This window comes from Apibacter sp. ESL0432 (assembly GCF_019469225.1).
In the GTDB taxonomy this organism is placed as follows: domain Bacteria; phylum Bacteroidota; class Bacteroidia; order Flavobacteriales; family Weeksellaceae; genus Apibacter.
The window spans coordinates 1,650,772-1,664,969 of record NZ_CP048266.1 but is presented as its reverse complement, the minus strand read 5'-3'; the positions used below and the strand labels follow the sequence as shown (position 1 = coordinate 1,664,969).

Annotated in this window: 13 protein-coding genes; 4 read left to right on the top strand and 9 right to left on the bottom strand. The window is 29.5% G+C overall.

Annotation, left to right across the window (positions count from 1 at the left end):
* Window positions 1–315: 315 nt before the first annotated feature.
* Complete coding sequence (locus GYM73_RS07000; RefSeq protein ID WP_105298044.1) at window positions 316–918, top strand: RNA polymerase sigma factor; 603 nt, start codon at window positions 316–318, stop codon at window positions 916–918.
* A gap of 247 nt (window positions 919–1,165) precedes the next feature.
* Here GYM73_RS07000 and GYM73_RS06995 read toward each other — a convergent pair whose 3' ends face one another.
* The 6 genes from GYM73_RS06995 to tsaE form a co-directional block, all read right to left on the bottom strand.
* Window positions 1,166–1,837 carry a DedA family protein gene (locus GYM73_RS06995; RefSeq protein WP_160541930.1) on the bottom strand — a complete coding sequence of 224 codons (672 nt, stop codon included), beginning with the start codon at window positions 1,835–1,837 and terminating at the stop codon, window positions 1,166–1,168.
* A 118-nt stretch (window positions 1,838–1,955) separates the two neighbouring features.
* Window positions 1,956–3,374 (bottom strand): nucleoside recognition domain-containing protein, encoded by a 1,419-nt coding sequence (locus GYM73_RS06990; protein ID WP_220233407.1) that lies wholly within the window; start codon window positions 3,372–3,374, stop codon window positions 1,956–1,958.
* 86 nt (window positions 3,375–3,460) lie between these two features.
* Window positions 3,461–4,315, bottom strand: coding sequence for an acetyl-CoA carboxylase, carboxyltransferase subunit beta (gene accD, locus GYM73_RS06985; protein WP_105298041.1), 855 nt, complete (start codon window positions 4,313–4,315; stop codon window positions 3,461–3,463).
* Window positions 4,316–4,396: 81 nt separating this feature from the next.
* A complete protein-coding gene (locus GYM73_RS06980; RefSeq protein ID WP_220233406.1) occupies window positions 4,397–4,753 on the bottom strand; it encodes a hypothetical protein in 357 nt (118 codons plus the stop codon).
* A 2-nt stretch (window positions 4,754–4,755) separates the two neighbouring features.
* The gene (locus GYM73_RS06975) at window positions 4,756–5,949 is read right to left on the bottom strand and encodes an alanine dehydrogenase (RefSeq protein ID WP_220233405.1); all 1,194 of its coding nucleotides are present in this window, start codon (window positions 5,947–5,949) and stop codon (window positions 4,756–4,758) included.
* A gap of 1 nt (window position 5,950) precedes the next feature.
* Window positions 5,951–6,352, bottom strand: coding sequence for a tRNA (adenosine(37)-N6)-threonylcarbamoyltransferase complex ATPase subunit type 1 TsaE (gene tsaE / locus GYM73_RS06970; protein WP_160541933.1), 402 nt, complete (start codon window positions 6,350–6,352; stop codon window positions 5,951–5,953).
* Window positions 6,353–6,451: 99 nt separating this feature from the next.
* On the opposite strand from tsaE, the gene GYM73_RS06965 reads away from it, so the two are divergent.
* The 3 genes from GYM73_RS06965 to GYM73_RS06955 all read left to right on the top strand — a co-directional run bounded on the left by GYM73_RS06965 (window position 6,452) and on the right by GYM73_RS06955 (window position 9,278).
* Window positions 6,452–6,649: a C4-dicarboxylate ABC transporter gene (locus GYM73_RS06965; protein ID WP_105298037.1), complete on the top strand. Its 198-nt coding sequence runs from the start codon at window positions 6,452–6,454 to the stop codon at window positions 6,647–6,649.
* Window positions 6,639–7,532, top strand: coding sequence for a PstS family phosphate ABC transporter substrate-binding protein (locus GYM73_RS06960; RefSeq protein WP_220233404.1), 894 nt, complete (start codon window positions 6,639–6,641; stop codon window positions 7,530–7,532). Before GYM73_RS06965 ends, GYM73_RS06960 begins: the two co-directional genes overlap by 11 nt.
* Window positions 7,533–7,619: 87 nt before the next feature.
* Window positions 7,620–9,278: a hypothetical protein gene (locus GYM73_RS06955; RefSeq protein WP_220233403.1), complete on the top strand. Its 1,659-nt coding sequence runs from the start codon at window positions 7,620–7,622 to the stop codon at window positions 9,276–9,278.
* A 250-nt stretch (window positions 9,279–9,528) separates the two neighbouring features.
* Here GYM73_RS06955 and GYM73_RS06950 read toward each other — a convergent pair whose 3' ends face one another.
* From GYM73_RS06950 to GYM73_RS06940, 3 genes are all read right to left on the bottom strand, one after another.
* A complete protein-coding gene (locus tag GYM73_RS06950; RefSeq protein ID WP_160557144.1) occupies window positions 9,529–10,113 on the bottom strand; it encodes a cysteine dioxygenase family protein in 585 nt (194 codons plus the stop codon).
* A gap of 181 nt (window positions 10,114–10,294) precedes the next feature.
* The gene (gene lysS / locus GYM73_RS06945; RefSeq protein WP_220233402.1) at window positions 10,295–11,995 is read right to left on the bottom strand and encodes a lysine--tRNA ligase; all 1,701 of its coding nucleotides are present in this window, start codon (window positions 11,993–11,995) and stop codon (window positions 10,295–10,297) included.
* 234 nt (window positions 11,996–12,229) lie between these two features.
* Window positions 12,230–13,894: a hypothetical protein gene (locus GYM73_RS06940; protein ID WP_220233401.1), complete on the bottom strand. Its 1,665-nt coding sequence runs from the start codon at window positions 13,892–13,894 to the stop codon at window positions 12,230–12,232.
* Window positions 13,895–14,198: the final 304 nt, after the last annotated feature.

The window sequence follows — 14,198 nt, the reverse complement described above, 5'->3', positions numbered from 1 at the left end:
ATTTAGATTTCAAGTTGCAATATATAAATTTGTTCTATATTTTAAAAATTATATTGCTTAATGAAAAAGTTTTGATTTTATTTCATGGTATTTAAGTTTTGATAGTAATAGTAGAATTTTGAAGTATAAATAAGAAAAAAATAAATCAATTTTATGTTGCATGAATAAAATATTATAATTTCATTAACATTTTTTAGGTTTTTTTAAAATTTTATATATACATTTGTTCCCTAAGAAGTTGTCTTGTTAGAAAATTGAAATTATTAGATATATAGAATAAAATTTTACTCTATTAACTAACAAATATCATAAGTAATGATAAAAAGAACTGACTGTGAATTAGTTCATTCTTATATTAATGGAAATGAAAATGCTCTTAAAACATTGTTGGATAGGCATAAGTTAAAGATATATAATTATATCAATCGAAAGGTTAATAACCCGGAGTTAGCTGAAGATCTATTTCAAGATGTTTTTATAAAAGTTATATTAACTCTTAAGGAGAAAAAATATAACGAAGAAGGGAAGTTTCTACCATGGGTTTTGAGAATTTCACATAATTTAATTATCGATCATTTTAGGGTTTCGAATAAAACGAAAATAATTAATGAATCCAGTGGGCAGAATGAGGATTATAATATATTTGATTTTGTAAAAGTATCCGAACTATCCATAGAGGATTTAATAATAAATGAGCAAATTAACCTGGATCTTAAAAGACTTATAAATGAGCTGTCTGAAGATCAAAAAGAAGTTTTAGAATTACGCTTTTATAAAGGTTTAAGCTTCAAAGAAATTGCAGAAGAAACAAATGTCGGAATTAATACGGCATTAGGTAGAATGAGATATGCAATTTTAAATCTAAGAAAACTAATTGAGACCAAAAATTTAACATTCATTTATAATAATAAAATTTAATTTAATATCGTTATCTATACTATAATAACTAGTAAAGAACAATATTCAATGTATAAAAAATCTATTAATTTGTCAAATGAAAGGAGAGGTCCTTCCGAATATACTATAAATTTAATTCTAAACTTTTCAAAAAGTATAAAAATTATTGAATTAAGTAAAATTAAACAGTCAATAATTTATTGCAATTAAAAGCAGCTGGTAGATATATATAATTTCAAAAATTATATATATCTATTAGTTTTTTACATTAATTTTCTGAAATATCATTATTTTTTTGGAAAAATAACTTAACTACAACAGGAGCGGTGGTTACTATTACCATTACTAATACAATAGTTTCAATATGACGTTTCAAATCAAAATTAAATTCCTTAAGGAATATTTGATAAAGGTAATGTCCTGCAAATAATAAGGAAAAAGACCAAGCCGTTGATCCTAAAACATTATAAAATAAGTATTTACCCTTGTTCATTTGAACAATTCCGGCAATTATAGGTGCAAATGTCCTTAAAATAGGTAAAAACCGAGCAAGAATAATTGCTCTTCCCCCATGTTTTTCATAAAATTCTTTTGCTTGGAAAAGATATTTTTTTTTGAATAAAAAGGTATCTTTTTTATTATAAAGATAAGTTCCGCTTTTTTTTCCAAACCAATAACCTATTTCGTTACCAATTATACCGGCAATTGAAATTAAGCACGATAATAAAAAAACACTTAAAAAATCTGATTCAATATAAAAAATTTCTCGTATTAATTCCTTACTGTATATACCTGAGAGGAATAATAAACTATCTCCGGGAAGGAAAAATCCGGCAAAGAGACCTGTTTCAGCAAAAACTATAAATAAAACTAAATAAATACCGCCTAACTTTATATAAAACTCCGGATTAACTAATTGGCCCCAACTAAAATCATTCATAGGAACAAAGAAAAATTAAATATTAACAGGTGCAAAGATATTAATATTTAATTAAGAAAAATATTGTTATAGGAGTTCGATGATGTGTTAAAAAAATTAACATATTTATAGTTAATGGCTACCCAAAAAAATAATAGGTAATAAAAATGGCTGTGATTACGCCTAATAAATCGGTCAGCAAACCTGCAGAAAGAGAATATCTAATTCTTTTAATACCAACACTTCCAAAATAAAGAGCAACTATATAGAAAGTAGTATCTGCACTTCCCTGAAATATACAAGTAAGTCTTCCTACAAAAGAATCAGCACCATAATTTTGCATGGCCTCAATCATTAATGCACGGCTACCACTCCCACTAAGGGGCTTCATTAAAGCAGTAGGCAGTGCAGGTAAAAAATCGGTATTGATATGTAACGAGGATAAGCAATAAGAAATAGAATTAATTAGATAATCCATTATCCCGCTGGTTCTCAATAAACTGATAGCAGCCAACATGGCAACTAAATAAGGAATTATTTTTACAGATACTCCGAAACCTTCTTTAGCACCATCAATAAAACTATCAAAAACATTTATTTTTTTTATAAAAGCGCCTGTAATAAATACAATGGGAATTAGTAATAAAAGTACGTTGCTAATCACTCGAGAGGCTGTACCACGCTCAAAATTTATATATTCTTGGTTAGTTTTACTGATCAACTCAGGAGTTATTTTTTTATCTTTTATGTTAATCTCTTTCTGAAATGAATCAGGATATAATTTAACGAAATCTTCTACAGTTACATTTTTACCAGATACAGTTTGAGGGGTGATATGAGATACATACTCGACAGCATATTTTGTCCGAGAATCTGTGGAATATTTTATGAAATAGGAAAGCCCAAAAATCATTACTAGAGCCCCTAGTAGACCGATCAATATTTGGCGACTAAATAAGTTTAAGCGTTGTTTAATTCCTACTATAATTATACCGAATAAAGTTGTGCAAAAAGTTCCAACAATACACGGTACGAATATATCGGTAGGATCTTGTGCACCATTTAAATAACGGTAGAGCATAATGGAAGTCGGGATTAAAGTTAGTCCAGAAGTATGCAAAACTAAAAACATGATCTGTGCATCCGTTGCAGTATCTTTTTTAGTATTCAGCGTTTGCAAACTGTCCATTGCTTTTAATCCTAAAGGAGTGGCGGCATTATCTAATCCAAGAAGATTTGCACTAAAATTCATCATCATATTTCCTATTGCAGGATGACCTTTGGGAATGGAAGGAAATAATTTGGAAAAAAAAGGAGAAACCAGTTTAGAGAGAAAACGTATAGCACCTGCATTTTCACCAATTTTCATGATTCCTAACCAGAAAGTCATCATTCCTGCCAAAGGCAAAGCTATATCCATTACTGCAACTTTGGTAGTACTAAACAACCCGTCAACCATATGTTTAAAGATTACCGTATCTCCTAAAAACAGGAACTTAAGAATACCTACAAAAAAAGATAAGATAATAAAGGCAATCCAAATATAATTAAGGGTCATTTATTTGAGGAGATTATAAATTTTTAGGTAATGGATTAAAAAAAGAAAAGCTAATAATTATTAGCTTTTTCTTTGTTTTTTATATTTTATTTAACTTCTTTATTCATTAACATGTCAACACAATGTGAAATGGTATTTTTTAAATCTTTTCTGTGTGCGATAATGTCTATAAAGCCTTTTTCTAATAGAAATTCAGAAGATTGGAAACCAGGAGGTAAATCTTTTCCGATTGTTTCTTTAATTACTCTTGGTCCTGCAAATCCGATTAATGCGCCGGGTTCAGCAATTATAATATCACCGGTAGAACCATATGAAGCGGTTATCCCTCCAAAGGTTGGATCTGTTAATACAGATATATAAGGAAGTCCGGCATCACTTAATTGAGCTAATTTAGCTTCAACCTTTGCCAATTGCATCAAAGATAGCCCTGCTTCTTGCATTCTAGCACCTCCGGATTGACTTATAATTACATATGGTAATTTATTTTTAATACAGTAATCGATGGCTCTTCTAATTTTTTCTCCAACCGCAGATCCCACAGACCCTCCGATGAAACTAAAGTCCATACAAGAAATATAAATTTCTTTTCCATTTACTTTACCTACGGCATTTCTTATGGCTTCAGTTAAATTAGTTTTAGATTGTGCTTCCTTTAATCGATCTTTATACGGTTTGGAATCGACGAAATTTAATGAATCTTTGCTGTGAACTTTTACATCAAGTTCTTTAAATTTACCATTATCAAATAAAATCTGGAAATATTGGGAACTACCAATTCTAACATGAAAATCATCTTCCGGACTTACATAGAAATTAGCTGTTAATTGATCAGTTTCAATAATTTTCCCGGATGGAGTTTTATAGTATAATCCCTCAGGAACCTCCCTCTTTTCGCTAATGTCAGTACTGATGTTTTTTTTCTGTCTAGTAAACCATCTCATATATTCTGTTTTACATTTAGATTGTAAATATAGGAAAAAATTGTACAAACGGAATTTTATGTTAAAAAATCCTTAATAGGATTAATCAATCGTGTTTATGACTACCGTGTCTTTGCATTTAGTAAATGTAACTTTTAAGCTTTCATAATGAAGGACATAATGAGGACAAGGCAATGCTTGAGCATTACTCATCTTAAAATTTATTTTACCTTTACTAAGAACTGTATCTTTTATAAAATTGAGAGATATATTTTTTAGTTTAAGACTTTCCAGACTTTGATTTGAAAATTTTAAAGGTTTGGTTTGTATTTCAGCTAAAACCCTGTCATTGGGCAAATATGACCAAGAAAATACCTTATTACCAAATACAAATAATATAAATATAAGACCCATAAAAAAACCCGTAAGATAGAGTCTTAATCTTTTAGAAAATGACATGCTTAAATAATTAGTAAATGAATGTCTTGATACGGCAGGTCATACCAAGAAGCTATCTGTCTATTAGTAATTCTGCCTTTGTACATATAAATGCCCTGACAAATTCCACGGTTTTTTCTAAACATAGCTTCAAATCCACCTTGATTGTTCAGATTAAGAAAATAACTTAAAAAGAAATTACTTAAAGCTTTAGAAGCGGTTCTTGCAAATTTAGAAGTGATGTTGGGAACACAATAATGTAGGACTTCATGTTTAATAAAAGCTTCATTTTTAGCATTTATTTCTGAGGTTTCAAAAACTCCTCCGTTATCAATGCTTATATCAATGACAACAGATCCCGGTTTCATTCTTTTAACAGTATTTTCAGGTACAATAATCGGCGCCCTAAGTTCTCCCTTTAAACAACCAATGGCAACATCGCAGCGAATTAACGCTTTGCTGAGCTCTTTCGGGTCTATCGTAGATGTATACAACCGTCGTCCCAGTAATTCTTGAAATCTTCTAAGTCGAGTAATAGAATTGTCAAACACTTTTACGGTGGCTCCTAAACCTAAAGCCGAACGTGCGGCGCTTTCTCCCACATTTCCTGCTCCTATAATTACTACGTTGGACGGTCTAACACCGGTTATTCCTCCTAGTAAAAGACCATTTCCCCCATGAGTAGAAGACAGTAATTCAGCGGCAATAAGTATGCTGGAAACTCCGGCTATTTCACCAATAAGTCGTACAATGGATAATTCATTATGGCTGTCTCGTATATATTCAAATCCTAAAGCCGTAATCTTTTTTTTAGAAAGTTCTTCGAAATATTCTTTGCATTGAGTATTTATTTGTACAGCAGAAATCAAATAGGAATTTGGCTGCAAGTGCTTTATTTGATCTATGGATAAAGGTTCAACTTTTAAAATGATGGGTTGAGACAGAACCTCTTTAGGGTCGTATGAAATTGTTGCCCCTGCTTCGGAATATAAAGCATCGGAATAATGAGCCCCTAAACCGGCTCCACTTTCCATTATGATATCAATACCATTAGAGCTTAGAACCGATACAGCATCGGGAGTGAGAGCAATCCTGCTTTCAATCAAATGATCTTCTTTAGGAATACCAATACTGCATTTTCCTCCTTTTTTTATCACTTCAATTCGTTCCTCCAGGGGAATCAGCTCTTCTTCGGAAAAAGGTGTATAAATACCCATATTAGTTAAATGTTAAGTGCCTGGTTTGATCCATCAAATTTAATAAAATTTTATGATGTTCAGGTAATTCATTTTCACATATATCCGGCCATTCTATAAAACAATAATTATCGGAATCTATGTATTCATAAAAACCAATATTTATTAATTCTTCCATATATTTAATTCGATATAAATCAAAATGATAAATTCTACCTGCAGGACACAGGTATTCATTTACTAATGAAAAAGTTGGACTGGTTATGGTATCATGGCATTCAAGTGTTTTGCATAAATATTTTACTAAAGTGGTTTTTCCGGCACCTAGATTTCCCTTAAGTGTAAAAATTTTATATTTTGAATTTGAAATTATTTCTTTAGCAACATCTTCTAAGTCTGAAAATGTATTGATAACATAATCCATATAATTTATTTTTTAAAAAGATTATAAGAATAGTAACTGCAAAAATAAGTAAATAAATATTTTTATATTTGTTATTTAGAATTCTTCAAAAAAAGAAGTATGAAGCTAAGTTATAAATCACTTTCCATATTTATTGGAATTGGGTATTTTATAATAGGAATATTAATTATTGTTTATAAAAAGTTTTTTATTGAATTAGAACCTGAATACTCTTGGATTTTAGGGGGATTATTAATAGTTTACGGATTTTTTAGAGCTTATCGAGCGACTAAATATATTAGACAAAATGAACAATAGATTAATAATCAGCCCCATAGTATTTTTAGCTTTTTTAATTATATGTATTTCGTGCCAAGAAGATATAAAAAAGAAACAAGCGTATAGGCAAGGGAATATAACTTTAGCTATTGATCCGTCACTTATGAATTTAGGCTCTGCTTTAGTTGAAGTTTTTCAATCCTCTTATCCCGAAACAAAAATTTTATTCAAGCCGGAAGTTGAAGATTTAGTGATCGCTGATCTTTTGAACGGTAAGGTTTCCTTAGCAATGACTACCAGAGATTTATCTTCAGAAGAAGCCGGAATTTTATACAATCATACCAACGTTACTTATATTTCAACACAAATAGCATGTGATGCAACCATTTTTGTTGTGTCAAAAGAAAGTTCCATTAAAGAAATTGACCAAACTTCTTTAAAATCAAATATTATTTCAAATGATAGTAAATTTGTATTTGATGGAGGAAATTCAAGTAATTTTAATAATTTAAAAAAAAAATTAGGGTTTAAACTTACTAAAAATCAAAAAATTAACTCATTTTCAAATGGAAAAGAGGTAATCCAATTTATTAGTAAAAATAGCTCTCATATAGGAATTATTGGTTTGGATGTATTAAGTGAAGAAAATAGTAATGAAGTTAAGGAGTTCCTTTCAAAAGTGAGAATTTTGCCTATAAGAAGAGCGGATGGTAAATTAATAGATCCAACGGTGCCAAATTTACGTGAAGGAATATATCCTTTCACCAAAAGAGTTTTTCTATTAAATGCTGAAAACAGTTTTAAAATAGGGAGCAGTTTTTCAAGATTCTGTGGATCTCAGAGAGGACAGCTTATTGTTAAAAGGGCAGGACTTCAACCCTATTATTTGTATGAAAGAAGGATTGAGCTTCATGGAAGATAAATTTTAAAAAATAAATAATTTTAATACTATTAGAATACAAATAATAGATAAAAATAAAATAAAAAGAAAAATAAATAAAAATTTAGAATGAATTACGCGAAAAAAGAAATAGGTGCAACATTTGTAATCTCTGCTATGATGTTATCAGGATTTATGAATGCACAAAGTATTCAAGAGGGTATTAAGTATTTAGGAAATGATCAATATAGCAAGGCCAAAAATACTTTTGAAAAATTAGCAGCTCAATCACCATCAGCAGACAATTATTATTATTTAGGGGCATATTATTTATCAATTTCTAAACCTGATCTAGAAATGGCTTCACAATATTTTAATAAAGGTTTGGCTTTAGATCCAAAATCTGATTTAAACAAAATTGGATTGGCGACAATAAAATTATATCAAGGAAAAAAATCGGAAGTAAATGCAGATTTTGAATCCATCGCCAAAGGATCTAAGTACAAAAATGCGGATGTATTATTTCAAATATCAAAAGCCTATCAATTATTTACTAATAAGCCGGAAAGTACAGATTATGATAAAAGTATCGAATATGGCCAAAAGCTATTAGACTTGGTTAAAAATAAAGATAAGTCCGAATACTATATAGTTTTAGGAAATGCCTATTTTGAAAAAAAAGATCCGGGTAAGGCGGTTTCCAATTATACCAAAGCCTTAGGAATTGCCGAAGATAAATCCATACCTTATGCATTAATAGGAAACATATGGGGGCGAACCAATGGGCAAGGGAAATTAGCTGCAGAAAATTTTGACAAGGCCATAGCAGCTAATCCTAATTATCCATTAACATACAAATATTTGTCAGACTTTAATGTGAGAAGTGGTAATTATAATGAAGCTTTTAAAAACTTACAAAAATATATTTCTTTGTCAGGGAACAATGATGCCGAGACTCAATTTGAATTAGCTAAAGTTTTCTATTTTATTAAAGATTATGCAAAGTCTTTAGATTTACTGACTAAAAATTGGAATGATATATCCGATCCGTTAAAATTTAAGCTAAAAGCATTGGATTTAATTGAAAATTCTGATTTTTCCGAAGCCTATAAAAATATAAATCAATATTTACAAACCATTCCAGAATCAAAAAGAGAAGGTTCGGATTATGGAGTTTTAGGAAAAATACAATCCTCATTAATTAAAACTGCGAGCGGTCAAGAAAAAGAGGAATTAACTAAAACCGCGATATTAAATCTAACCAAAGCCATCGGTCAAGGAGATAAAACCTATGATTATCAATCTATTCTTTTATCCTTACAACCGGGAGCTAAAACAGAAGCATCTATAACTAATCCTAAAATTGAGGCTTTGAAAAAATCGGTTGCCGCTGATGCTAACGATACAACTTCTTGGTATAATTTAGCTTTAGAACAATACGAGGCTAAAGATTACTTAGGCTCTGTTGCTTCATGGGATCAATTGATTTCTCTAATTCCTACCTGGGAAGTAGCTTATGCCGGAAAAGGTATGGCATTATACGCGTATGATTCGAGTGATAAAAGCGGTATTACAGCTCAAGCCTTCCAAAAATATATTGATATGGTTGAACCGAAGAAAGAATATTCAGCCAATGAAAAAGCATATTTAGCTATTGCCTATACATTTTTCGCTTATAAAGAATATCATGAAGGAAATAAAGATAAAGCAGAAACTTATTTGAACAAAACATTATCTGTGGATCCTCAAAATGCAGATGCTTTAAATCTACAAAAACTTTTACAATAATTTTTACAATTAATAAGATTAAACAGCTATTTCATTTAAATGGAATAGCTTTTTTTATTGCTAAACTTTATAAGTTGTAAAGTTTAAAAAAATTAGAAAATATAAGATTAGAATTAATATCTGAAAAGTAGAGTTTGAATACTTGGTTAGGGTTTAAAATTGACGAATATGAATTAATATTTAATTAAAAAATTCTAACTCAATCTGAGTTAGAATTTAAATATTTTAAAATTATACTAGATTATACTAGTTATAATTGAGTGATTTTCTCGTAATTATCTTCAGGTAAATTCCATGAACAGGATGTAGCCTTATCATTTAAGATGGCTATTTTTCTATTTTCAATATCAAAAATTCTAACACCTTTTAAAGAAGTTTGAGGAGTGTGATAGATATGTAAGCTAACAGATATTTCCGAAGAATTATTAACTACCGAATGAATACCTCCTAAATCTTCAGGAAAAATAGCACCTTCAGGAGCTACGCCTTCTCCTTCGTATACTATGAAATTTTTATCTTCAATGTAACTAACTTCTGTAAGATTCCCTTTTAAAACTTTTATTAATCCGTCATAGTTTAAGTGGTCATGAATGGCAGTTTTATTATTTATTCCCCAAAGCATTAAAATCGCACAACATTTATTAGCATAAATAGGTAAACGAACATAACTGCCTTCCGGAACATTTACTTTATTAATAGAAAAAGCTGCATCGTAATCATTAAAATTATATTTAAATAATTCTGATGCAACTTGTTCGTAATCAGAATTACTTAATTTTAGATTTTCAATACTGCTAAGTAATTCTTGACTTTTATTTTTAAATATGGTTTCCATAATCATTTATTTATTTTGATTTTAAACAAAGATAATAAATATGAATTTAATATCATCCAATCCCTATAGATTTAGTAGATAATAAAAACATTTTTTTAATTCATTTTTAAATTTAATTTTAATTTAAAAAGGCTATCTAAAAAAGATAGCCTTAAATATTGTATTTTTTAAAAATTTTATTTTAAGAAATTAATTCAACTGTTTTATTTTCATTTGTAACAGTAACAGTAATCAATGAATGTTTAGAAAGCGATTTCATGGCTTTGTCCCATTTTTTTCCACTTAGTCCGGCCAAAGATTTTAATTCACATAATTCCATAGAAGAATTATTATCTTGTAATAATTTGATGATAATCTTTTCTTCCTCAGAATGTTCAATAGAAAATGCTTTTTGCTCGGGTTTCATTTGCGGGAAAAATAATACTTCTTGTATAGACGGATTATTAGTAAGGAACATGATTAATCGATCCATTCCTATACCTAAACCTGCAGTAGGAGGCATACCGAACTCCAATGCACGTAAAAAATCCTGATCAATAAACATCGCTTCATCATCTCCTTTTTCAGACAATTTTAATTGTTCTTCAAAACGTTCTCTTTGATCTATGGGATCATTTAATTCTGAATAAGAATTAGCAATTTCTTTTCCGCAAACCATTAATTCAAAACGTTCGGTTAATTCAGGATTATCTCGGTGCTGTTTAGTTAATGGAGACATTTCTTTGGGATAATCAGTAATAAAGGTTGGTTGTATAAAATTACCTTCACATTTTTCTCCGAATATTTCATCGATGATTTTTCCTTTACCCATAGTTTCATCCACCTCAACACCCATTTCTTTTGCTGCATTTCTCAATTCCTCCTCAGATTTTCCTGTTATATCAAAACCCGTAAATTTTTTAATGGCGTCAGTCATGGAAATTCGGGCATATGGAGCTTTAAAATCAATTTCATGCTCGCCAAATGTTGCTCGGGTTGTTCCATTAACTGCTAGGGCGCAATGTTCCAATAATTGTTCAGTAAACTTCATCATCCAATTATAATCCTTATAAGCAACGTAAATTTCCATTGCAGTAAATTCAGGATTATGCGTTCTGTCCATTCCTTCATTTCTGAAGTTTTTAGAGAATTCGTAAACACCTTCAAAACCGGCAACAATAAGACGTTTTAAATATAACTCATTTGCAATTCGTAAATATAATGGAATATTTAAGGCGTTATGATGGGTTATAAACGGTCGAGCCGCAGCTCCTCCGGGAATGGATTGAAGTATAGGGGTTTCAACCTCAAAATATCCTTTATCATTAAAAAAGGATCTCATAGCATTAAACAGACGAGTCCGTTTAATAAAAATTTCTTTTATATGAGGATTGACTACTAAGTCAACATATCTCATTCTATATCTTAATTCAGGATCATTAAATGCATCATGGACATTTCCTTCTTCATCAACTTTAGGTAGAGGAAGCGGTCGCAATACCTTTGAAAGAAGTTTAAAATCGTTAACCATTACGGTTTTTTCGCCCATTTTAGTAACAAATAATTCTCCTTCAACTCCTATAAAATCACCTAAATCGAGCAATTTTTTATAAAAATCGTTATATTTAAATTTATCATCGTCGGGACAAATTACATCTCTGTTAAAATACAGCTGAATACGCCCGGTGGTGTCTTGCAGCTCAGAAAAACCCGCTTTTCCCTGAATACGATTAGACATAAGTCTTCCGGCAATCACAACCTTCTCTCCTTCTTTAAATTGATTTTTTATTTCTTGGGCAGTATGCGTAACTTTATATTCTGCAGCGGGATATGGATCGATACCCGCATCCTTAAGTTTTTGTAATTTTTCTCTTCGAATTAGTTCCTGTTCTGAAAGTTGCATAATAACAATTTTATCGTGCAAATTTAGTAATAATCTGTAAGTCCTTTAAAATGTTTACCGTATTTATTTACTATTCTTTTTAAAAATTCTTCACGATAACTTATAGTTCTTAAGAAAAATTTAAAAATTGATAAATTTAATGTTATACATTTTGATTTTTTTGAGGAAATATTAGTTCTATAAAAAAAGGTAGACAATGAGCGTCTACCTTTACTAATATATTACTAAGAAAAATTACCTTACAAATGCAATTTCAGTAACCGGGCTTCCGGTCAATGGGTCTAATATTCCATTCGCTATATAACCGTTAGCATCTTTAATAGTTATATTTTTAACATAACTAATTTTAGATATATTGAAGAAATTGATTTTTCTGAAAGGAATACACATGTTAAATTTAAATGAGTTAGAGGTTATATTATATGGTAATACTTTGACTGTTTTATTGGACTCAAGAAGAGTACCATTATCAGCATATACATCATAAGTTATTTCTAAATCACCGGAAATTGTTTTACCTGGTAAGCTGTATTTATAATCTAACAAAACATCATATCCAAAAGAGGTCAAACCGCTACATGGTACAATGGTAGCTTTACCCACTTTAAAATTTGAAAAAGAAACAGAATTAATATATTCTCCTTTTTTCCATATATTTATAGATTTTTTGAAAATATCGGTGGTAAAGGCTGGTAAGCCTAAACTTGAAAAAGTAAATGCCGCAGAAGTATAAACTGTTCCTTGTGAAAAACTTTTAGAGTCATCTGAAGAAGTTCCATTACCTATATTAGAAGTTTTAAGTCCTACAGTTATTTTACCTTTAACATCAATTAATTTAGATTGGAAAACTTGAACTTGAGGTATGATGATAAATTTCATGTCGGTTAAAACTTCTCCGTATAAATTGTTATTAAATCCGTCTATTTTTTGAATTCCATTTTCATAGATATAATCCGGATTATTATCAAGTGTAAATTTAACACCTAATTTTATATTACCTTCGGCTTTAAAGCTCACGCTAGATCCTCTGTAAACGTTTGCTTCAATTTCAGTTGGAAAATTAATTTGGTTTACACTTATTTTAACCGGAACGTCTCCTAAATATTTGCCGGTAGGAATTTTTATTTCTACACTATATTTTTTTAAATAATCGATCAGGATTTGTGGAACATTATCGATAAAATCATGAGAAAATTTACCCTTAAAGTCTTTATCTAAAGTTAAAGTCGGATTATATTCTGTATGGCTGTTATAATACATCTCAATTACGCTAGGTATAACGCGTGATTTATCAAAACCTAATTTTACAGCGATAGAAGGGGTTAATTTACTGTCCGGATTAAAAATTAGCCCTTTTACACGAAATTCTTTATTAAAAATCAAAGGATGAAAAACGTATTCTTTATCGTATGCATTTTTAAGCGCAAGTAAAGAACTATTCTTATTAGTATCATCAATATTTATAGATAAGCTTAAAGTACCGTTTTCAAAAACATCGCCTATATTGGCATCCGTTGTTTCTAAATTATAAATATCATTTTTCTGATTAATTGAGGTAATATTTCTTATATACGTCGAATCTTGGGTAATTAAATAAACCGTATTACCCGGGATTAATTCTTTACCGATTTTTTCAGATATGTTTTGTAAACTAATAAATCCTCTTGATAACTCCTCTTTAGTACTAAGAATAGAACTATTTTCTGTATTCAAGGTTACTAAATTAGGATTTACTTCCACATTATCAAATGAATAGGTAACTCCTTGTATAGAGCCGGACTGATTGATAATTTTCTTATCATTCAAAGAATGAGAGGGGGATGAACCATCATGTAAGTCTTCATTATTACATGAATATAGCGCTAAAATAGTGCTAAGTGTTAAAAGAATTTTTTTCATAAAAATTGTTATTAAAAAATTAGTAATTCATTTAAAATCAGTTGTTTATAACTTCCATTAATATAGTTTTTAATTTCGGATAAATATATATTATTTTTTAATATATAGAAATAAAATACATTAATATTTATCTAAATACTTTTAACGTATAATTATATAGTAGTTTATATGTAATAATTTTTATAGAATTGGTGTTTGCATAAGAAATGTTTAATACTAAGTACATTTTTAAAAGAATTTTGCAAGTCAAGTTTGAAAAGAACTTGTGGGTTTTATTTTTAAAATATTATTGAATGAATCGCAA